General features: G+C 47.0%; 25 protein-coding genes. 14 read left to right on the top strand and 11 right to left on the bottom strand.

The genetic code is table 11. The annotated features are described in order from the left end of the window. Window positions 1–69: 69 nt before the first annotated feature. The 5 genes from DN730_RS06460 to DN730_RS06440 all read left to right on the top strand — a co-directional run bounded on the left by DN730_RS06460 (window position 70) and on the right by DN730_RS06440 (window position 3,823). The gene (locus DN730_RS06460; protein ID WP_115467283.1) at window positions 70–1,164 is read left to right on the top strand and encodes an MBL fold metallo-hydrolase; all 1,095 of its coding nucleotides are present in this window, start codon (window positions 70–72) and stop codon (window positions 1,162–1,164) included. Window positions 1,165–1,269: 105 nt separating this feature from the next. Continuing rightward, entirely contained in the window at window positions 1,270–1,677 is a 408-nt protein-coding gene (locus DN730_RS06455) for a ketosteroid isomerase-related protein (protein ID WP_115467282.1), read from the top strand. An 18-nt stretch (window positions 1,678–1,695) separates the two neighbouring features. After that, entirely contained in the window at window positions 1,696–2,286 is a 591-nt protein-coding gene (locus DN730_RS06450; protein WP_115467281.1) for a GNAT family N-acetyltransferase, read from the top strand. Further along, window positions 2,283–3,161, top strand: coding sequence for a carbon-nitrogen hydrolase family protein (locus DN730_RS06445; protein WP_115467280.1), 879 nt, complete (start codon window positions 2,283–2,285; stop codon window positions 3,159–3,161). Before DN730_RS06450 ends, DN730_RS06445 begins: the two co-directional genes overlap by 4 nt. Window positions 3,162–3,277: 116 nt before the next feature. Further along, window positions 3,278–3,823: a YaeQ family protein gene (locus tag DN730_RS06440; protein ID WP_115467279.1), complete on the top strand. Its 546-nt coding sequence runs from the start codon at window positions 3,278–3,280 to the stop codon at window positions 3,821–3,823. Between the two features lie 45 nt (window positions 3,824–3,868). Here DN730_RS06440 and DN730_RS06435 read toward each other — a convergent pair whose 3' ends face one another. From DN730_RS06435 to DN730_RS06420, 4 genes are all read right to left on the bottom strand, one after another. Continuing rightward, window positions 3,869–4,174, bottom strand: coding sequence for a hypothetical protein (locus DN730_RS06435; RefSeq protein ID WP_115467278.1), 306 nt, complete (start codon window positions 4,172–4,174; stop codon window positions 3,869–3,871). 2 nt (window positions 4,175–4,176) lie between these two features. Continuing rightward, a complete protein-coding gene (locus tag DN730_RS06430) occupies window positions 4,177–4,584 on the bottom strand; it encodes a hypothetical protein (protein ID WP_115467277.1) in 408 nt (135 codons plus the stop codon). 30 nt (window positions 4,585–4,614) lie between these two features. Next, on the bottom strand, window positions 4,615–4,917 hold the full coding sequence (locus DN730_RS06425) for a DUF883 family protein (protein WP_115467276.1): 303 nt from the start codon (window positions 4,915–4,917) through the stop codon (window positions 4,615–4,617). A gap of 162 nt (window positions 4,918–5,079) precedes the next feature. Further along, entirely contained in the window at window positions 5,080–6,312 is a 1,233-nt protein-coding gene (locus DN730_RS06420; protein WP_115467275.1) for an NAD(P)/FAD-dependent oxidoreductase, read from the bottom strand. A gap of 234 nt (window positions 6,313–6,546) precedes the next feature. Between DN730_RS06420 and DN730_RS06415 the strand changes: the two genes are divergently transcribed. Together DN730_RS06415 and DN730_RS06410 are read left to right on the top strand one after the other, a co-directional pair. Then, entirely contained in the window at window positions 6,547–6,987 is a 441-nt protein-coding gene (locus DN730_RS06415) for a DUF7282 domain-containing protein (protein ID WP_115467274.1), read from the top strand. Window positions 6,988–7,154: 167 nt separating this feature from the next. Beyond that, window positions 7,155–7,805 carry a 2OG-Fe dioxygenase family protein gene (locus DN730_RS06410; RefSeq protein WP_115467273.1) on the top strand — a complete coding sequence of 217 codons (651 nt, stop codon included), beginning with the start codon at window positions 7,155–7,157 and terminating at the stop codon, window positions 7,803–7,805. Between the two features lie 87 nt (window positions 7,806–7,892). Here DN730_RS06410 and DN730_RS06405 read toward each other — a convergent pair whose 3' ends face one another. Next, entirely contained in the window at window positions 7,893–8,492 is a 600-nt protein-coding gene (locus DN730_RS06405) for a DUF2057 family protein (RefSeq protein WP_115467272.1), read from the bottom strand. A gap of 194 nt (window positions 8,493–8,686) precedes the next feature. Here DN730_RS06405 and DN730_RS06400 point away from each other — a divergent pair, with 194 nt between their 5' ends. Both DN730_RS06400 and yghU read left to right on the top strand, forming a co-directional pair. After that, complete coding sequence (locus tag DN730_RS06400) at window positions 8,687–9,352, top strand: 7-cyano-7-deazaguanine/7-aminomethyl-7-deazaguanine transporter (protein ID WP_115467271.1); 666 nt, start codon at window positions 8,687–8,689, stop codon at window positions 9,350–9,352. A gap of 200 nt (window positions 9,353–9,552) precedes the next feature. Next, complete coding sequence (yghU, locus tag DN730_RS06395; protein WP_115467270.1) at window positions 9,553–10,398, top strand: glutathione-dependent disulfide-bond oxidoreductase; 846 nt, start codon at window positions 9,553–9,555, stop codon at window positions 10,396–10,398. Between the two features lie 47 nt (window positions 10,399–10,445). On the opposite strand, the gene DN730_RS06390 is transcribed toward yghU, so the two are convergent. After that, a complete protein-coding gene (locus tag DN730_RS06390; RefSeq protein ID WP_115467269.1) occupies window positions 10,446–10,955 on the bottom strand; it encodes a YgjP-like metallopeptidase domain-containing protein in 510 nt (169 codons plus the stop codon). A 339-nt stretch (window positions 10,956–11,294) separates the two neighbouring features. Here DN730_RS06390 and DN730_RS06385 point away from each other — a divergent pair, with 339 nt between their 5' ends. Then, window positions 11,295–11,942: an Abi family protein gene (locus tag DN730_RS06385; RefSeq protein WP_115467268.1), complete on the top strand. Its 648-nt coding sequence runs from the start codon at window positions 11,295–11,297 to the stop codon at window positions 11,940–11,942. Between the two features lie 713 nt (window positions 11,943–12,655). On the opposite strand, the gene DN730_RS19050 is transcribed toward DN730_RS06385, so the two are convergent. After that, window positions 12,656–12,826, bottom strand: coding sequence for a hypothetical protein (locus DN730_RS19050; RefSeq protein ID WP_158541182.1), 171 nt, complete (start codon window positions 12,824–12,826; stop codon window positions 12,656–12,658). A 195-nt stretch (window positions 12,827–13,021) separates the two neighbouring features. Between DN730_RS19050 and DN730_RS06380 the strand changes: the two genes are divergently transcribed. Continuing rightward, entirely contained in the window at window positions 13,022–13,768 is a 747-nt protein-coding gene (locus tag DN730_RS06380) for a DUF481 domain-containing protein (protein WP_115467267.1), read from the top strand. A gap of 69 nt (window positions 13,769–13,837) precedes the next feature. Here the strand turns inward: DN730_RS06380 and DN730_RS06375 are convergent, their stop codons facing one another. The 3 genes from DN730_RS06375 to DN730_RS06365 form a co-directional block, all read right to left on the bottom strand. Beyond that, on the bottom strand, window positions 13,838–14,761 hold the full coding sequence (locus tag DN730_RS06375) for an NAD(P)-dependent oxidoreductase (RefSeq protein WP_115467266.1): 924 nt from the start codon (window positions 14,759–14,761) through the stop codon (window positions 13,838–13,840). Window positions 14,762–14,831: 70 nt separating this feature from the next. Next, window positions 14,832–15,455: an SGNH/GDSL hydrolase family protein gene (locus DN730_RS06370; protein ID WP_115467265.1), complete on the bottom strand. Its 624-nt coding sequence runs from the start codon at window positions 15,453–15,455 to the stop codon at window positions 14,832–14,834. A gap of 133 nt (window positions 15,456–15,588) precedes the next feature. Beyond that, window positions 15,589–17,580, bottom strand: a complete 1,992-nt coding sequence (locus tag DN730_RS06365; RefSeq protein WP_115467264.1) for a methyl-accepting chemotaxis protein — start codon at window positions 17,578–17,580, stop codon at window positions 15,589–15,591. 223 nt (window positions 17,581–17,803) lie between these two features. On the opposite strand from DN730_RS06365, the gene DN730_RS06360 reads away from it, so the two are divergent. The 3 genes from DN730_RS06360 (at window position 17,804) to DN730_RS06350 (ending at window position 20,531) form a co-directional block, all read left to right on the top strand. After that, window positions 17,804–18,757 carry a sensor domain-containing diguanylate cyclase gene (locus tag DN730_RS06360; RefSeq protein ID WP_115467263.1) on the top strand — a complete coding sequence of 318 codons (954 nt, stop codon included), beginning with the start codon at window positions 17,804–17,806 and terminating at the stop codon, window positions 18,755–18,757. A gap of 29 nt (window positions 18,758–18,786) precedes the next feature. Continuing rightward, entirely contained in the window at window positions 18,787–19,500 is a 714-nt protein-coding gene (locus DN730_RS06355) for a helix-turn-helix domain-containing protein (RefSeq protein WP_115467262.1), read from the top strand. Between the two features lie 95 nt (window positions 19,501–19,595). Next, window positions 19,596–20,531, top strand: coding sequence for a DMT family transporter (locus DN730_RS06350; RefSeq protein ID WP_115467261.1), 936 nt, complete (start codon window positions 19,596–19,598; stop codon window positions 20,529–20,531). On the opposite strand, the gene DN730_RS06345 is transcribed toward DN730_RS06350, so the two are convergent. Then, a complete protein-coding gene (locus DN730_RS06345) occupies window positions 20,528–21,334 on the bottom strand; it encodes a helix-turn-helix domain-containing protein (RefSeq protein WP_115467260.1) in 807 nt (268 codons plus the stop codon). The genes DN730_RS06350 and DN730_RS06345 overlap by 4 nt on opposite strands. Window positions 21,335–21,462: the final 128 nt, after the last annotated feature.

Raw genomic sequence — 21,462 nt, 5'->3', positions numbered from 1 at the left:
CTTCGATATGGCAAGGAATCATCGCTGCACCATGGTTCATAACACCCACTACGACAATGGAATCCAACTATGAACATTATTCTGGGTGTTGCCCTCGCAATCATTGGTTTGGCTATCGGAGGATGTATGATCAACGAGACAATTAAGGCGTCACAAGGTGAACACACTGATCCGCAATCAAGTCACTTTGAAGATGGCAAGTATCATAATGTTCCGCCCATCAGTGAACGCTCTACGGGTGAAACATTGGGTCTATTTGTACGCTTTTTCACTGAGAAAAAAGTCAACACTGTGCCGGAAAAATCGATACCCGTGGCGGCACTTTCTCGTGCACAACTGGATGCGCTCTCGGACAACACACTACACATCGTAAAACTTGGTCACTCATCAGTATTGCTCAAAAACCACGGGGAATACTGGCTACTCGATCCTGTTTTTGGCGAACGAGCCTCCCCTTTCTCCTTCATCGGACCGAAACGCTTTCACCAACCACCTATCACTCTCGATGAGCTTCCCCCCATTGATCGGGTACTGATTTCTCATAACCATTATGATCATTTGGACAAGCCCAGCATTGACCAACTCAAAACCAAGGCGCGCCATTTTTATGTTCCTAATGGGGTGGACGGCGACCTCAAAAAATGGGGCGTCAGTGAAGATCAGATTTCAGTGTTTGATTGGTGGCAAGAAGCCGATCTTTCCCAAGGCAAGTACCAAATCATTTTTACTCCAACCCAGCATTTTTCTGGCCGCGGTTTGGGTGATGGTAATCAGACACTGTGGGGCTCTTGGGTCATTAAGTCCCCGGATCAAACGGTATATTTCAGTGGTGACTCTGGCTACTTTGATGGTTTCAAAGCCATTGGTGAACGTTACGGTCCATTCGATATGACTTTCATCGAGACAGGGGCCTACGATGCGGACTGGGCCAACGTACATATGACGCCTGAACAAAGCGTTCAAGCGCATTTGGACCTGCAAGGACGTATCATGGTGCCGATTCATAACAGCACCTTTGATTTGGCTTTTCACTCGTGGCAAGACCCGCTTAACCGAGTGTCTGACGCCGCTAAAAAACATAACGTTGCACTGAGTACGCCGATTTTTGGAGAGCTATTTCAAGCCACCGACGTGCAGACTAAGCGCTGGTGGGAAGCCTTATAGCGACATTCTAGCTTTGTTTTTTGCCTTCTCAGACTGCCGCAGCTTTACAGCAGAGTAAAACCCATTACTATGCGCAGAAAATCCATTCAAAATAAGGTGGTCAGTATGAATACCTCAACGCATCAGCTACTTGAAAATTATTACGCAGCATTCAATGCTCAAGACATGGACACCTTTTTAGGCTTGCTTACCGAAGACGTCATCCACGATATCAACCAAGGTGATCGCGAAGTGGGTAAACAGGCCTTTGTCGAATTTATGGAACGCATGAATCGCAATTACAAAGAAGAAATCGTCGATCTGTCCATCACCACCAATGAAGCAGGTGATCGTGCTGCCGTTGAATTCACGGTGCTAGGGCAATACATTGCAACCGACGAAGGCTTGCCTGAAGCGAACGGACAAACCTACAAACTCCCAGCGGGAGCTTTCTTTGAGATTCAAGCAGGGAAAGTTGCACGCATTACCAACTACTATAATCTAGAAGATTGGATCGCTCAGGTTTCTGCCTAAGCCGTCATTAAATACGCCATGCTGACATTTCAACGTTTATCCGGCCCCGAACTGAACCAATACATTGATGAGCTAGCGCAACTGCGCATGCATGTCTTTCGCGATTTCCCGTACCTTTACGATGGCGACTCTGACTACGAAGCACGTTATTTGAAAACGTATATCGAAGCACCAGATAGCGTGATTGTCTTAGCCTTTGACGGGAAAAAAGTGGTAGGTGCCTCAACAGGTCTGCCATTACGTCATGAAATGGCCGAAGTAAAACAACCCTTTTTAGACGCTGGCTATCACCTCGACGACATCTTCTATTGTGGCGAGTCAGTTCTGCTTCCTGACTATCGTGGTCAAGGGGCTGGAGTAGCCTTCTTCGATCACCGCGAAGAGCATGCGAAACATCTCCAAGGTATAAAATATTCGTGCTTTTGTGGCGTCCAACGCCCTGCTGATCACCCTGCTCGACCCGCTGACTATGTTCCACTGGATCAGTTTTGGCGCAACCGTGGTTATGAAAAGCGACCAGAGCTCGCCACTCACTTTAGTTGGAAAGAAGTGGGAGAAGCTGAAGAATCCCTAAAACCTATGACCTTTTGGATGAAGCCTCTAGCATGAGCGCATTTAAACTGGCCTGTGCCCAATACGACATTAGCTTTTTTAATGAATGGCAGGACTTCGTTGACAAACTTAGTCATTGGGTTGCAAATGCCAGCGAGCAAGGAGCGGCGCTACTGGTGTTTCCAGAATACGGCAGTATGGAACTGGCTTCATTGTTTGGTGAAGACATCTACAGTGATTTGCAAAAACAGCTTCATGCAATGCAAACCGTGTTACCCAAATGGTACGACCTACATGAAACGCTCGCCAAGCAATACAATGTCCTGATCCTAGCCAGCTCATTCCCAACCGAACAAAGCGACGGCACCTTTGTCAATCGCGCCAATCTATTCGGGCCTGAAGGGCGGCTTGGTTTCCAAGATAAATTAATCATGACACGCTTTGAAAACGAGCAATGGCACATCCGTGCGGGTAGCGACATCAAAGTCATTGAAACGCCATTGGGACGTATTGGCATACATATCTGCTACGACTCCGAGTTTCCTATGATCGCCCACCAACAGGTCGCAGCGGGCGCAGACCTACTATTAGTACCAAGTTGCACTGATACGCAAGCGGGCTTTCACCGCGTTCGCATCGGCTGTCAGGCACGCGCGTTAGAGAACCAATGCTATGTGGTGCAATCTCCTACCGTTGGCCACGCACCATGGTCCGAAGCCGTAGACATCAACACGGGGCGAGCCAGCGTTTATACGCCTGTCGATTATGGTTTCCCTGACGATGGCATATTAGCCGAAGGGGATGACAACGATGTTGGTTGGGTTTACGCGACGGTCGACCTAACAGAGATCGCCCGTATTCGCGATCAAGGGCAAGTGTTCAACTATCGCGACTGGCCAAAGCAATTCGCTTTTAGTGGTCCCCTGACATAACACCTCCGTTTGTTATTCAGCCTGCTCCCTATTTCATCAAAATCAGAAAACTTGTACGCCATGACGTCATAATTAGGAGTACAATATGCGCCATCTTTTATTCGCGGTAGATAAAAATGGCTATCAAAGCAACGATTTACAAAGCAGCGTTACAAGTGTCCGACATGGATCGCAATCATTACCAAGGTTATGAACTCACCCTAGCCTTACACCCTTCTGAAACCGAAGAACGTATGATGGCACGTGTCGCCAGCTTTGCCCTGTTAGCCGATGAAAAAGAAGGGGATGAGCAACTTGCCTTCTCCAAAGGAATCAGCACCGAAGACGAGCCAGATCTATGGCAAAAAAACTACTCAGATGAGATTTTAATGTGGGTTGAACTTGGTCAACCCGATGAAAAGCGCCTACGCAAAGCTTGTGGCCGCGCTCAAGACGTGGTCATCGTCAATTACAATGACAAATCTGATATCTGGTGGGATCAAAGTAAGCACAAACTAAGTCGGTTTAGTAATTTGAGAGTGCTACGCTTTGCCGAAGCAGAGATTCAAGCACTGGAGCAACTTTGCACTCGCTCCATGCAGTTGAACATTACCATTCAAGACGGTGAAATGTGGTTCTCTAGTGATAAAGGTGAGTGTGCCCTTCATCCTCAATGGCGCTGAGTGACACGTCTTCCCAAAGGGTAACTTGCAGACATTAGCATCTATTTAGTCTTTGGGGGGGTGGTCATCGGAAGATTTTTGCGGTTGAAACTGAGTGGCAATGTATTGACTCACTACACTCAACAATTCAGTTCGAGCCCCCTTTAAGAGACTATTACGAGTCTGTGTCGCTGCCTCACACTGTGTCGTTAAACCGAGTCCAAAGCTGACCAGCAGACCTTTCGTACTCGATATAGTGTCTAACACTTGGTGTTTGACGATGGAGCGCTCGCGACGAGCTTGTTCTTCTAAACTGCGCGTTTTCTGATATAGCTTTTCTCGCTCTTTACGCATTCGATTTAAACCAAACATAATCAGTCCTTGTCGTCCTCATCCGTAGGGATAATGGCATCTAGGGTTCGAGTAAAGTTGATATGACTGAGTGTACGCTTCACTAACCAGAGCAATATCATTGCACTAACCAGAGTTAGCACCACAGCACTAATCAATATGCCAATCAGGGAAAAGCCAAAATGCCAGGCGACTACCGCACCTGTGGCGATGATCAGTAACCAACTGGTGACCAGCAGAAAAACAACGCCACACATTAGAGCCAATAATTGAGCACTGGATGCCACCCAAATTTTGGCTTCTAATGCGCTTAAACCTATGACACTTTTGAGCCAACGTTTGTGAGTGTTCGATAGCTGTGCCGAATTAACACTCGCGTCATCAGTAGTCGACGCTCGCGATGCTGTCTGCGGCTCAGCTGAATCACTCATAGGCGCTACACTCTCCAATCAGGTCATCGACTACTTACGTTTACACAATAGGCTGGCAGCAACTGCGCCTGCCAAGAATGCAAAGCCCACGGTTTTAATCGGGTTCTCTTTTGCATACTCACCTACTGCCGACGACACTTTGTCAGACTGCTCTTTTGCAGACTCAGCAATTTTATGTGCCTGCTCACTTACTTGGCGAGCCATCGCCTCAACACGCTCTTGGCTTTGTTCTGCAGTATTCGCTGCACCGTCCACACCTTTGTGTGCTGTGTCTGCCGCTTTATCTACCGCTTCATGAGCTTTTGCTTGGGTAGTACTTTTAGATGTAGCCATGTCGTGTTACCTCCGTTTATTGAATTCACTATCTAAACTAGACCCAAACACTGCGGATGGAAACCTTAGACCTCTAATCTTCTCTTTGTTTGCAAGTTGGCAAAAAGCATTCAGTAAATAAAAGATTGTTTGCACATCTTAATGGTACTTCTTACACGGTAGCTAAAAACGACCTGCTGGATTCAATGCTTGGAGGATGTCATCGGATTCACCTTGAATCGCCCGCACTAGATATTCTGCGGTCGTTGGCCCTTGCGTGAACCCTTGATGACCGTGCCCAAAATGGAACCACATACGGTCATGACGAGGCGCTTTGCCGACCATCGGCAGCATATCTGGTAAACATGGGCGCGTGCCAAACCACTGCGGCTCTTGCACTTTTTGGCCCAATGGAAGTAAGTCTGATAGAGCTTTGACGCCTCGTTCTAACTGGACTGGCTCAGCCGGAGCCTCCATATTCACTAACGCTGCCCCAGTAGTAACACGTATACCTTTCGTCATCGGTGCCGCCAGTACGCCATTACTTACATCTAAAAATGGTCGATTGAGGCTATGATTCGAACCGTAGTGACCGTGGTAGCCACGCTTATAAACCATCGGAATAAAGTAGCCGAAACGCCGCAATACTTCTGGCGCCCAAGGACCTAAAGCCACCACAATATGTTCACCCGAGATATCACCGTCTTGGGTCACAACAGACCACCCGTTGGACGTCTGTTGCACACTGCTTGCATCACCAAGCACGATACTGCCGCCACGCTCTTCAAACAAAGACGCGTATGCTTGAGTCAATGCTCCGGGGTCACTGCAACTCCAACTTTGCGACCAATTGATCACGCCTTTGGGCGGCTTCAATAATGCGGGTTCTTGAGCCAGATAGTCAGCACCAGAAAAAATAGTCGACGATAGACCGTATTCTCGTTGCAACCGCTGCGCCCGAGTACATGCCTCATCAAACATACCCTGATCACGATACAACATAGCGAGGCCTTCGCGACGAATCAGATGCTCCGAGGCTGACGCCTCGATCAGTGGTTGGTGATCTGAGGTTGAACGTAATGCTAGCTGCGAATAGATTTTGGATATGGCGCGATAAGGCTCTGGCGCAGAAAGACGAAAATAGCGCCATAACGCGGATGCCATTCGCCAAGTTGCACCAAACTTCCAAACAACATCATTGCTACTCCCTAACGCATAACGCAACAGCGTTGCCACATCTCGGGGCAACGCGTAAGGTTCCACTGCCTCTGTTTGAATAATGCCTGCATTACCGTAACTGGTTTCAACCCCTGACTGAACGCGATCAACTATCACGACATCGTGCCCTTGAGCCTGTAACGCCAACGCAGACGACACCCCAACCATTCCTGCACCTAAGATCACAAACTCCGCCATAAACTCTTCCTTACACAACATGAAGATTTAGATCTGTTAAGTGTTGCTCAAAGTGACGCTTTTCGCCAAAAATTAGCGGCTTCACACGACATTAATAATCAGTTAGAAACCGCCAATCAAAATAAAATTAAAATATTTGAAACTTTTCTGAATTCGCTACGTGGTTGTAAGTACGAAGCATCTAAATCTAGGTGCTATCTGCCCTTAACAACGAATCAATACAGGAAGGTAACGATGAATATTTTCTCTCGCAAAACCCTAACCAATGCGACATTCACTTTGGCGTTAGCAACATCAGCATCTCTCGCAATGGCGGCACATCATGGGGATCACGAGCTATCTGTTAAAGGTATGGATCAAGATGTCTCAGGTGGTACAGTTTCTGCGCATATGATCAAAGCTGCTGAAAACGGCTGGCTGGTCGTGCACCGTACTGACAAAGCAATGAAACCAGGTCCAGTGGTCGCTTACGCACCGCTTAAAAAAGGGAACAACAAAGACGTCACTGCCATTTTACAAGAGCCTGTCAAGTCAGGTGAGATGTTAATGCTGATGCTTCACGGAGAGGACGGCGGTATGAAGACTGGCGTATTTGAATACACGCTTGGCGCAAAAGAAGATGGCCCAGTGCGCAAGGACGGTAAACTTGTTATGGATGTCATTACGGCGAAGTAAACTACTTTTCCCCAATGAGAAGGCGCACAGATGTGCGCCTTTTTTTGGCACGCACTTTTACCTGTTTATCCCAAAATCGGTCTACACTGTATAAGAGTTTATCGACTCACTATTTTTAACCTGTTTGCGTTGCGCATGATCTGCCAACGACAATGGAGGATAACAATATGTTGACGACAAAATCAGCACAGGCTGCCTTTCGTGTCGAGTTAGGCCAACTCGATGAACATACGGTCAATCATTTAGCGCCATCATTTGAAGCACTTCCCCCCAACCCCTACGCCGATGGATCCTATCGTTTACGTCGCTATTCACGCTTTATGTTTAAAAACGATTGTCTAACTCGATTGGCAACCAAGCCTTTTGTACAAGACGCGAGCATTAACCATTTTCAAGGCGATGTTGAACGAACGTATCCGGAAATCCAAGACAGTACTGTGCAAGATAGTGGCTTTTTGGCGTTGTTTGAGCACTTTCAAAAAATGGCCGACATTGCCGATGGAAGCACCATTGAAGTCCATCAAATGCGCATCTTTGCCGATCACCACGCCGTAGAGGTCGCCCCTGAAGGGGTTCATCAAGATGGCTTTGATCGTATCGGTATCTATATTATTCAGCGCCACAACATCGAAGGGGGAGAAGTCAGCGTTCACCCAGATGAAGCCGCTGACGCCATCGTAAAAGCCCCCTTAGATCACGGCGAATTTGTGGTGATTAATGATCGCAAATTTTATCATTATGCATCACCGATCGAGCCGTCTGACGGTCGCCACGGGTACATGGATGCTTTTGTGCTTACTGCAAATCTTGTGCATTAGACAATTCTGAGCACACTCAATGGGCTCTGGGAAGTGAATGCGCGCCGTAGCCAATTACCTTAGTCCATTGAATGTTTGTATGTTTTGCTACTGATTTTCAATCCATGCTTTGATTTCAGCTCGCTGGGTATCATTCGCTTGAATGTAAAGCAGTTGCACCGAGCGCAACAAATCATTCGTTTGCTCAGGCGTTGGCTCCATTTGAGTGGGCGCAAACGCATTGCCTTGTGCTTTATTGTATTCGGTCACCAAGGTATAAACCGCTTCTTTGGGTAAATTCGTTTCTTGTGTAAGCGCTTCGTATTGGGCGGTTTTCACTGCGCCACTTTGATATTTGATGCGCCAAAAATCACGGTTGGAAAAATACAGCTCCGCTTGGCTTTTGGTGTTGATCTTAGGAGCCAATAATAGAATGTCATCATTCGCTAACATGTTCACCGTAAGCATGAGAGGGGGCGTCATGAAGGTAACGTCGCGGCCTCCATCTCGAACGCGTTTGTTAAAGCGAAAGACTAACTGGTGCTCACCCGATTTTACCGCTCTAGGAGCCCAATAGTTTTCCTGTACGACAACACCATCTAGCGTTAGCAATTCAATGTCTTGCTCTACGCTGATCGATCCTGCATGAACTAACGATGTAAACCACATGCCCAATATTACGATCCAGCACTTTCGACGTCGTATCATTTGATCACTTCCTTATCCCATGAACTTCAGTTGCCACTATACACAAAATTCACGCTGCTGTTTCAACGGCGCTAGACAGGCCATCTGGTTAATGTATAATCAGCGCCCGCTGTTCGACCACATGGTCAAACAGCGAAATCAACCAATCAAATTTGGGTTCCCTAACCCCAAACTAAAACCAAAAAGGTCTAACAGTGAATCAATTTACCCCTGAGCAGCAAAGCAAGGCGCTGCGTTACCTCGTCGCCTTCCATCTGCTAATTATCGCATCCAGTAACTACCTCGTGCAGCTTCCATTTACCCTATTTGGATTCCATACCACGTGGGGCGCATTTACCTTTCCGTTTATCTTCTTAGCCACGGATTTGACGGTACGTATTTTTGGTGCCGCATTAGCACGCAAAATCATCTTTTTCGTTATGTTGCCGTCGCTTGCTGCATCTTACGTGCTATCGGTGCTTTTTTACGAAGGTCAATTCCAAGGTTTTGGAGCTCTCAGCGAATTCAATCTATTCGTTGCTCGTATCGCCATCGCAAGTTTAATGGCATATCTACTCGGACAGATCTTAGATGTGCATATATTCAACCGTCTACGCCGCTTGCGCAGTTGGTGGATTGCGCCAGCAGCCTCAACCGTCATTGGTAATGGCTTGGATACACTTGCATTCTTCGGCATTGCTTTTTACCAAAGCCCTGATCCATTCATGGCGACCCATTGGCAGCAGATCGCTTGGGCAGATTATGGATTTAAACTATTGATCAGCCTCGGATTATTCATCCCAATGTATGGGGTATTGCTCGCATTCTTAGTTCGAAAAATTACGGCAACGAGGCCCAACTTTTCATTATCCAATGCCTAACATTACACAGTAAAAAGAGCGCTTAGGCGCTCTTTTTTTGGCTCAAAATCTCCCCATACAGGTTGCTTAAATCACGGCTTAACTCATAAACGTGCAGCAAGATTCCTCATTCAATACTCAGTCTAAAGGCCGTTTTCCCTTGAGAGTCTCACCTCAACCCCTATAGTGAATACAACACTCACATGGTAGAGGACAATCTCATGAGTTCTGAAAACGAATATGTACCACCGAAAATATGGAAATGGGACACGGAAGGCTCTGGCAACTGGTCTAAGACAAACCGTCCGTATGCGGGCGCTACCCATGAGAAGGAGCTACCAAGAGGCAAGCATCCACTACAGCTGCATTCACTTGCTACGCCCAACGGTCAGAAAGCTACCATCATGCTCGAAGAGCTTCTAGAACTGGGCATTAAAGAAGCGGAATACGATGCTTATTCCATCGATATCATGGAAGGCCAGCAATTTTCATCTGGGTTTGTCGACCTTAACCCTAACTCAAAAATCCCCGCGCTCTTGGATACCAGCGTCACTCCCGAACAACGTGTGTTCGAGTCCGGCTCGATATTGCAGTACTTAGCAGAGAAGTTTGATCAACTTATTCCAAAAGATTTCGCGGCGAAAACAGAATGCCGCAACTGGCTTTTCTGGCAAATGGGATCGGCTCCTTATTTAGGAGGAGGGTTCGGTCACTTCTACGCTTACGCCCCAACTAAGATGCAATACCCGATCGACCGATTTGCGATGGAAGCGAAACGTCAATTGGACGTACTAAACAAACACTTAGCGAACAACACCTACATGGCAGGTGACGAATACTCGATCGCCGATATTGCTATCTGGCCTTGGTACGGTGCGTTGGTCCTCGGCCGTCTATACGACGCTGCGGAATTCCTACAAGTGGATGACTACACCTACGTCAAACGCTGGGCTGAAATGATCGATGAACGCCCTGCTGTGCAACGTGGGCGCATGGTAAACCGTGCATGGGGGGAAGAAAGTGAGCAAATGCGAGAACGCCACAGCGCGGCAGATTTCGATAAATAAGCCACTTTAATATGTTTTCAGCCACCTAAGATAGGGTGGCTGAATGACTACTTCCAAAGATCTCCAAATCGTTCTTTGTGACACAAGTACACACGCAACTCAAACTCTAGTTGGTGATAATCTGGCTCCATATGGCAACAGAGCTTATAAAACGCTTTGTTGTGCGCCTTCTCTTTCAAATGCGCCAACTCATGAACCAGTATCATCCTTAGAAACGCTTCCGGTACATTTCGAAACATCGATGCCACTCGAATTTCATGCTTTGCTTTGAGCTTATTGCCCTGAACTCTCGACACGAATGTATGCAGCCCCAACGCATTATGAATGACATGAATTTTGTCATCATAAATCACCTTACTGATGGGCGCAGAACTCCTCATATACTCACTCTTGATCGCCTGCGCGTAGTCATATAATCGGCCCGCATTACCAAGTTGATGAGCGGTTGGGTATTTCTTAAGCAACCAATTCCCTGTTCGCTCAGTCTCTAACAGCTCGGTAACTTGCTGCTGAATCTCGACGCCGTATGCACCTAAATATTGCTTAACCTGTGTCATGTTTTGTTCAATCTTTAGAGTCGTAGAAAAAGCGAAGCTACTTTGCTACCTCGTCAAGCTCGCTGGCCGACATCTTAGCCAAGTTCTGGTCGATTTCAGCGTAACAAACCTGATCGGACAGACATAAAAAAAGCCCGTATCCTAGGATACGGGCTTCTTATCGTATGTCCGCAGGGGAAAGCTTTCGCTAAACAAGTCCCGCGGCTCGCACAACAAATATTATGTTAATACGATTAATTTGGCAAGATAATTCGACCTCAACTAGGCGAATACCTTCGTATTCAGATAAGCCCTAAATCAAGTATAATTAGCTCCTCACAAATCGCCTAAGGCAAAAACATGGACAGTATACGCCAAACTCTATCACTTCACCGAATGAGCACCTTTGATAAGGCTGTATCTGGCTCAACTGCCGACCCTTTAGATCTATACAACTGGAATGCTCAGCTGGCATCTGCACTGATCTATCCATTTCATATTTTTGAGGTATCGGTGAGAAATGCTGTTAGCGATGCAATCGGCTCAACGCATACAACCAACTGGCATAAGGCAGTTAGTTTTGAGCGATCATTAAAAAAATCAAAGCACGGATATTGTCCAAAGGATGATCTTGCTAAGGTTGCTCGCAAACACTACCAACTTAGTAAAGCGATCCCTGAATTTAAATTCGTTTTCTGGGAGAAGATGCTCACAGCCAGATATCAAAAACAAATTTGGGATAATCATATTTACAGGGTATTCCCCAACCACTCTATGCTAGGTTTATCCAAATATGACCTAAGAGAGCATCTTCGTAAAAGAATAGAGTCCGTGCGCGAAGTAAGAAACAGAGTCGCGCATCATGAGCAGATACTAAAATTTGATATACCTCTATTACTAGCCAACATGGAACAGGTCATTCAGCTAAGATGCACTGACACATCAAATTGGATGATGGCTAATCAGCAAGTTTTAGAAATCTACCGAAAAAAACCAATAGGAAATTAACCTATATTCTGCAAAAAACATCTCCTTCTGTCTGGCTATCCGGCATTCTTCACTTTATCTTCTTCATAAGCTGTGTCCCGATAATTGGATACTGAGCAAGATGGAACGATTCTTGGTTATACCTCGTACTTATCCGACTGCCTTACCCTAGACATACCTTTACATGAAAAGAGATAGGTCTATATTCCTTCTCATACAAGTATTTGAGATTCTTAAAGAAACTAAAAAACGAAATAAAAAAAGATGACTGAGGGTTGCTTTTTATCGTTTAAATGCGTCCGCACGAAACCATGTTAGTGATCACTTCAAGCATAGGCCCTGAAAAAATATATGTGCTGTCATAGGGTTGATTTTAATTTGATTGCGCAATATTGTTCGACTTAGCCAATTGATTTGGCTAATAAAAAAGCCCCTGTCTTTTGCGAGACAAGGGCTTCTGGTCGAGAAAGGTTGGAAAATTTCCAGATCACTTACTCAGATTCAACAACTGTACTTTAGTGATTCGGCCAACCTTCTTCAACCAAAATCTGAAACTATTTTCACTTTTGGAGATAAGTATTTTGAAGAAATATAGGCAAATCGCGTTTGTTGCCCTGCTAACTTTGCTGCCTCCTGGGCTAGCATTGATTAACTCGGTAGATGTTGTTTTCAACATCCATATGTAACACCAAGGGGGCTTTCGCCCCCTTTCTTTTACTCCTTAAATGCCTTCTCTAGTTGCTCCACACACTGTGTGCAGGTTTAGACGATGTGTTCGTCTTCGGTGGAGACCTGCCGCCAGCCTCGGTCGTTGAGTTCCCTGTCCGCTCAGTCTCTAACAGCTCGGTAACTTGCTGCTGAATCTCTACGCTGTATGCGCCTAAATATTGCTTAACCTGTGTCATGTTTGTTCAATCTTTAGAGTCGTAAAAAAAGAGAAGCTACGATGCAGATTCGCCAAGGTTTTTTAACGTTTTCAGTGAACTTTGGAAAAACTGTCCGCAATATGCAATGTCCCGCCTCATCTATCATTTCTGCCATAAGCCTATGATAACGTTATGTTTTTGATCACCCTTTAACAAACAAAGGCGAGTAAATCTATGAAGCGAATACTATCCCTATCGATACTATCCTGCTTGGCAGCGCCAGCACTCTATGCTGCAGATGAGGCGTCTAACTCCCCTAAGCCGATATCAGGTTCAGCAGAACTGGGCTACATCGCGACCTCGGGCAACTCGGACACCAATAACTTAAACGGGCGCGTGGGAGTGACTCAAGAATCCTCGCAATGGCGAACCAACTATAGCTTTAGCTCCCTTTACAGCAGCGCCGACAGCGACACCACCGCAGAGAAATACGCAGGCATCATACAGAGCGACTACAAATTTAACACAGAAGAATTTTGGTTTGTGCGTGGCGCCTACGAACGAGATCGATTCTCTGGCTATCGCCATCAGGGCTCGACTTCTACAGGCTATGGTAATCGCTTTTGGCAGCATAATGATGGTACTTACTTAGAAGCTTCCGTCGGAGTAGGCTACCGAGACTACGGCGTCGACAGAGACATTAATCCACAAGGAACATCTGATCGCGGCAGCTTTGTTCGCGTCGCCGCGACCTATGAAAATGCCTTAACCACAAACTCTCTGTTCCGACAAGACTTAACCAGTGAAATCAGTACAAGTGGCGGCAGCACCGTCAACGAGTCGGTCAGTGCAATACAAGCCAACGTCTTGCAAAACCTAGCCATGAAACTGGCTTATCGAGTGAAATACACATCCGATGTGCCGGAAAATACCGAAAACACCGACACTGAAACCACCGCCTCGGTGCTCTATTCTTTCTAAATCACTTTCGATGCTCTAAGAACGCCTCTCGCCGCTCAGACAGCGTGCTGTCTGAGCGTTACTACACCGTTATTCCTGTTGTTGATCGAGCGACTTAATTAATACCGACGTGTCTTGCCGACTGCGCCCCTCAGACATGAGGGCTTGATAGGCATCATTCACCCTTTGAGTATGCGGAATCGTCAACCCCATAGACTGTGCTTGTGCCAAGGCAATACCTAAGTCCTTGTGCATCCACTCGATGGCAAAACCAAACTCAAACTCATCTTTCGCCATCGTTTCGCCACGGTTCTCCAACTGCCAAGATCCCGCGGCACCGTGTTTTAGCGTCTCCACTAATGTCGAGATGTCCAGCCCAGCTTTTTGGGCAAAGCGAATTCCCTCAGACAATCCAGTCAGTACACCACCGATTAAAATCTGGTTTACCATTTTAGCCATCTGCCCAGCGCCCACATCTCCCATGCGCGTGGCAGCTTTTGCGTAACATTCGAATATCGGTTGAGCGTCATCTATTAATGCTTGGTCGCCGCCAATCATCACTGTTAACACACCATTTTCTGCACCCGCTTGACCACCAGACACGGGCGCATCAAGAAACGAACACTGTGCTTCCTTAGCGGCAGCAGACAGTTCTTGCGCGACCTCAGCAGAGGCTGTGGTATGGTCGATAAACAAGGTGCCTGGCTTCGCTTGCGTTAAAGCTCCAGCATTCCCTAGATACAATGCTCTGAGATCATCATCGTTTCCCACACAGGTAAGCACAACCTCAGATTGCGCAGCCGCTTCTGCAGGTGTCATTGCAATGCTGCCTTGATGTTCTGCACGCCATTGTTCGGCTTTACGAGTTGTTCGGTTATAAACAACTACTTCGTGCCCAGCGCGGCTCAGATGGCCCGCCATTGGATAACCCATGGTGCCCAATCCCAAAAAGCTCACTTTCATTGCCATACTCCTGTCTGTTTTTTTATAGGTTAACGAAATTAACAGCCACATACGATAGACAACAAAAAGCCATCTGTATGATACAGATGGCTTTTAAGTAAGCATTTTCCCTTCTGTATGGCTACTTGAGCAATACAGACACCTTCTCGCTCAGCGCTTCGGCTAGTGCTTGGTTGGCTTCAGAGTCAAGGTGCACACCATCGACGGTGGATGCTTCGACGATCCCCGCTGCATTTAAAAATTCACATTTATTAGCAACGGCGACATTCTGATAAAACTGGTGGAAGTACTGAGACTTTTCCTCCGCTCCAGTAAAGCTGTCGCGCATTTCCCCTTTAGGTGCGCTGATATTGGGCGGTGCAACCACAATGATTTCTGGATAGGGAAAGCCTGCTTCTAGGGGCAATCGAGATCGTTGAATTATTTTTTCTACACCTTTTGCCGCTTCGTACGCTCCAACATTAAAGTAACGTTTCAGGTCGTTTGTACCCAGCATGATAATCAGAACTTTCACAGGGCCGAACGTTTCTAACGCCGCTTGGATGTAAGTGAGTCCATTTCGACCTTCGCGAAAGGGATCATCCCAGATCGTGGTGCGCCCAGGAAGCCCGTAGTTGATCACTTGATGTTTGTCATCCAACAAGGATTGCAGCATTTGTGGCCAACGCAGATGCGGTGGAAAGCGACCGCCATTGGGCACACTTCCCCACGTTAACGAATCTCCATAACACAATACTGTTGCCATATCGTCCTCCACGGAACATTCATTGTTATCTATAAGTGTAGAAAAAAAAAACGCCTATGAGTCAATTACAACGACATTAAAAAGCCCATGTTCGTTCAAAACATAGGCTTTTTGAAGGCAATCAACCCAAAATTTATTTCAATGAATTCAACCGTTGGGCAATCGCATCAATTTCTTCACTCATACGACTTAGCAAATTCGAATCATCCGCATTGCTTGACGTTAAATCCTGTAGGCGTGCGACAAATTGGCTCAAGTCATTAGACACTTTCTGTTGCTCTTCTGCCGCGACCGAAATTTGTGTTGCCTGATCCGTAATTTGACTAAAGGCATTCACGACATCTTGCAAATGAGCAGCCGTTGACTCCGCATTACTAACAGCAGATTCTGTTTCTGATTGGCCTGTAGTCATAGAGTCAACTGACTCTTTTGATGCGACTTGCAAACGGTTGAGTACCTGTTCTATTTCAACCGCAGAACTTTCACTTTTCGCCGCTAGATTGCGCACCTCGTCTGCAACAACCGCAAAGCCTCGGCCTGTTTCACCCGCACGAGCGGCTTCGATCGCTGCGTTCAACGCCAATAGGTTTGTTTGCTCAGCGATATCACGAATGACTCCCAGCATCCCGTGTGCTTTACGACTGTCCTCATCCAATTGCAGGATATTCTGCTGTGCTTTGTTCATTGTGCCCGACAGCGCGCGCATTATCTGAATGACGCCTTCCATTTCCTTGCCGCTCGTGCGTACATCTTGGTGGATACGTTCAACCGTTTCTTTCGTTTGATTTGAGTAATTTGCTACATCGGCTGAGGTTGAACCGAACTCTTCGGTCGCGGCCGCTAGGGTATGGTTTTCATCACTCAAACTGTTGGCTTTATTTAAGAACTCATTACTAAAGGCTTTTAATTTGCCAGCATCGCTAACCAAACGCCCAGACTCAGCATTAATGCTTAACAACAGGGATTTAAGCTTATCGCCGTAAGCATTGACGGCTTGGCGTAAATCGCCAATTTCATTTAATACACCTACGTCCAGTTCTTGGGCCGTATCACCCGATACAAGTACATTGATCTGGGCTGTCGTTTGCTCCAGTTTTGCCAATAAACTGCGGAAAAACAAAAACGCTGCAATACTGACAATAATAAGCAGAGCCCCCACCGCCAGCATGATAAAAATCCCCATACTTTGCGCCGTTTGAGTGATTACGCTTTTTGGTACCACTAAACCAATAACCCACCCCGTTTTCGGCTCTTTGACAAAATCCACAAAGGCGTCACCGCCGACGATGCCATCGTTTTCTAGCTCCATCATCATAGGGCCAGAAACAGATCTCGCTTGGCTAAGGACCGCAGACATCCAAGGTAGTTTTTTAGCTAACGCATCCGTCGTCACCATTGAGTCGTCAGGGTTAACGATAGCGGCTGTCTTTTGTGGGAAGCTAAGCATCTGCCCTTGGGCATCCAATGCAAACACATAACCCTCTTGCTCTTCACCATAGGTGGTCAAAATATTACTGATACCACCAAGCATCATATCGACCGTTGCAACCCCTGCGAACTTTCCATTCAACTTATACGGTATGGTACACGTGACCATTGGAATCTTAGTGACGGGATCCGTATAGGCAGGAGACCAGCTACAACGATCAATGGGCGCATTACGTCCCACTGTGTACCAAGACTCTTGGTGATACCCAGACCCTTGCGGGTCGTTGTAATCTTCGAGTAATTCTATTCCATTACCTGAGCGCGCCCAGAAAAAGCTACGACGATCGACCCCTGCTGTAAATGCATTCGGCTCAGGCCAAATACCACCACCGGCTATCGCAGGATCACCATGATTATCAATAATCGAAGGAAACACCTGCTTATACAGGTCAACATCCTTGGGTAATGTGGAAGCAGCCAACGCCAATGAGCTCGTCAGTAGCTGCACTTGGTCAAGCTTCGCTTCCATCAAGGAAAGCAGCGCATCTTGGCTCGCTTGTATTTGGGTTTGTCGTTCCTGTGTCAGGTCAGGTTTCACCTTGCCTTCCACCACCACGTAAATCACAGCCAAAGCCAGCACGAACATCGCCGCCAGGCCAAGACCAATCTTATGTCGTATCATTAATGCAGGCTTCATCTTACGAAATACTCCCAAGTAACTCTTAATGAGCAAAAAATGTGTTCAGCAATACCTAAAGTATTAGCACATACCACCCAAACTCGGTATCGAATATTGGCAATTAGGTGTCGTAATGCCCAATTAATCACCCAAATGTAAACAATCAATTGACACACATACTGTTAGTCTAAAAAATAACTGTTTAGAATTCGTTAAATCACATCAAAGAAGAGGAGTGCTTATGTCGAAACCGCCAAATCAACAACGCCACTCCTCACAAGGGCGTTCGGTATCGATGATCCCTGCCTCGTCTGATTGCATCAAACAGCAAATTAGAGAAGAGACTTCAATTTGGCACTTCCTCTTTGAAAACTCCCATGACGCCATTGTTCTGCTGAACATGAAGGGAGAGGTTGTTGATGCCAATGATGCGTTTGCCCGCCACCTTAAATACTCTCGCGAAGAGCTGTACGACTTACATTTGTGGGACTGGGAAGCCGATCTTCCCGAGGATGAATTACTGAAGTTGTTGCCTAGCGTTGACCAAGCGGGTGTTGTCTTTGAGTCGCGTCATCGACTCAAAGACAACACCACCGTGCACGTGGAAATCGCCAGCAATGCGACATTCTTCCAAGATGAACGCATGCTGTTGTGCATTTGCCGTGATGCAACAAAGAAAAAACTGCATGACGAAACGATGCAAAAACTGATCTCGACCGATGCCCTCACCAATTTAGCCAATCGTCGAGAGTTTACGTACCGCTTAAACGACTCACTGCACAGTGTCAGACAGGGTAAACCGCCTTTTTCTCTATTGCTGCTCGATGTCGACAACTTCAAAGGTATCAACGACCAACATGGTCACTTATTTGGTGATCAGGTATTAATTGATCTCTCCAATAAAATGGATCAACTCGTCCCAGGCACAAGTTTGTTATCTCGTTGGGGGGGCGAAGAATTCACAATATTGATGCCTGCGACGGACACCTCTGCCGCAACGGCTTTTGCTGAGCAACTACGAGCTGGCATTGCGCAACAATTGGTATGCGACATTATCTATGTCACTGTGAGCATTGGCGTGACCACTTGGTGTCCAAATGACGATCTCAACAGTATGTTTAAGCGCGCGGATGATGCGATGTACAGTGCCAAGCGCAGCGGCCGTAATTGCATCAAAACGATCCTTGGCGCTTAACAACGCTTACGCACGCGTTTGACACCTCTATGAACAACTCTCTTAGCATCCGCTCCTACACCAAACAAACCAAGACACACCGACACACTTATCATCAGCTCGTACTGCCAATACAAGGCTCGATCTCCATAGAAATTCCTACTTATGCGGGGTCTGTCTCTGTCGGGGAATGCGTAGTGATACGCTCAGGAGAACAGCATTGTTTCAAAGCAGATGAGGCGGCACGCTTCGTGGTCGCGGATATGACGACCCTACCTAGCAATATTAACGAATGCTCTGAAGCCGTCTTTGCAACCAACGCTCCGCTGCAAAGTTATTTGTTGTTTGTCGACTTACAGCTCACCTATCAAGTCAACGCCGCCGTTGAGCAGTCTCTGTTTCACTTATTCGAACAGTTACTCACCCAGCAATCACTGAATACGCACATAGACCCACGAATTCGTCGGGTACAAAGCTACATATTTGAACATTTAGACGCGCCACTCACCATTTCAAATCTCGCCGAAAAAGCACACCTTAGCCCCACTCAGTTTAAAAAACTCTTCAAAGAGCAGACACATAAAAGCCCTCTCGACTTTGTCATGATACAGCGTATGGAAAAAGCCAAAGCCTTGCTCACGCACTCAGACAGTCCAATCGGGCTGGTCGCTGAGCAAGTCGGCTATACCGACTGCTCGGCATTCAGTCGGCGCTTTCGACAGTATGTTGGTTTATCCCCACGTGAGTTTACTACCCATCGTTAAAACCAACTGTTTGGCCCATTAATGCGTCCTTTTAGCATACTATGTATACCTTCAAACACGTATTCTATAGGCCTACGACTGATTAGGTTTTAACTATGTCTACGACGCAAAGCTATGCTTCACATCACCATGCAGGTGCTAGCGCCATTTTATTGGCCTCTTTTTTATGGGGGACGACAGGAACTGTCGCAAGCTTTGCACCGGATGTCAGCCCGTTAGCCATTGGCGCTTTTGCGATGGGTGTAGGCGGGTTATTGCAGGCACTCATTGCCTTTCATCAGCTTATGGGTGATGGACACAAGCTCTGGCAGCTTCGGCGCTATGTATTATTGGGTGCACTTGGAATTGCCACCTACCCTCTAGCATTCTATACCTCGATGGATCTCGCGGGAGTCGCGATTGGCACTGTCGTCACGATTGGTAGCGCCCCCTTTGCGACAGCCATATTGGAGTGGCTGATTAGCAAAAAAAGCCCATTCAATCGTATTTGGCTGATTAGCTTAGGGCTGGGGTTAACGGGAATTGGCTTGCTTACTTTTAGCGATACAACACCACCTACTCATCAAGCCAATGACGCGACCTTATGGGGAGTGCTCCTTGGCTTGGTGGCGGGTGCCTCATACGCCGTCTATGCATGGATCGGTAAACACATGATCGAATCTGGCGTCCACTCGAAAGCGTCCATTAGCAGCATGTTTGGCGTGAGTGCCTTATTGCTCTTACCCTCGCTTTACCTCACAGGCGATCATCTTTTCGACACGGCGAACAATGCCACCGTCGTACTGTATATGGCGATCATTCCGATGTTTTGTGGCTATGTGTTATTCAGCTTTGGGTTAAAGACCACTCATGCCAGTACTGCGACCATACTGACACTGTTTGAGCCTGTTGTTGCCGCGATATTTGCCGTCCTGATCGTTGGGGAGCACATCAGCGCTTGGGGGTGGTTAGGGATGGCGCTCATTGGCTTGTGCTTAGTCCTGCAAACCCGCCAGTCGTCCCAATCGGCGTTACAACCAACACCAAACTAATGACGGCGGGAACGCTCGTGAGCGGGTGCACAGCCCTTTGTTTTACGGTAAGCACGTGAGAACGCTGACGGGCTTGAAAAACCAAAACGATCAGCTAACAGTGCAATCGGTACACGTGTCGTTTGCAGCATTCGCTGCGCTTCATTGAGTTTGCGTTGTAGCACATACTTTTGTGGACTCATCCCGAGTAGTGCTTGGCACACGGTATAGAAATGGCTTTCACTCATATTAAAATACTGCGCGAGCCAAGCATTACTAAAATGACGCTCGGGATATTGGTCGATCAGATGTTGCAGCGCAGCGATATCTAAACGAGAGTGTCGAACATTGCGCCACAACAAGGACTGTTCGGTGACTGCATCCGCGATCTGAAGCAGCAGCATTGGCAACATCTGCGCGCTGATACGTTGTTGCACAACACGAGAAGCTCCTAGCAAGCTCTTCGCGGCGAACTCAACAAGCGGAAGCGACGCCGATGGCAAGGAGCAAAAATGCGTTCCGTGTTGAAAGACATCCGCCACGGTGACGCCTGCACTCTCTTCGATGTAACGCATCACTGGATCATTAGGTAATAAATCCATGACCAGAAGCTCACAATCTGGCGACTGCCCTTGGAATTGATGTGGCATCGCTTCCGGCGCTAACACAAACCGGCCACGCTGCAACTCACCTGATGCAGAAGACAACTCACACGACATCCTACCCTGCCATCCAATGAGGATCTGAGAATAATCATGTAGATGCTCACCTTGTTGCGTCGCAATTCTATTACGACGCATGGCGCTTTGTTTGTGCACTTCCATAAGGCCCAACCCGATTCATGCTGTACTCAGCGTTTATAACAACTCCCGCGCACGCTGCATAGCTTTGCACAACAACACCAGAGTTTTGGTCAACTTTCTGGATGCAGACCACTTAGGATAAAGAGTAT

This window comes from Marinomonas piezotolerans (assembly GCF_003362755.1).
GTDB classification, from domain to species: domain Bacteria; phylum Pseudomonadota; class Gammaproteobacteria; order Pseudomonadales; family Marinomonadaceae; genus Marinomonas; species Marinomonas piezotolerans.
Note: the sequence above shows the minus strand (reverse complement) of the source record. Positions and strands in the feature narration are given on the sequence as shown.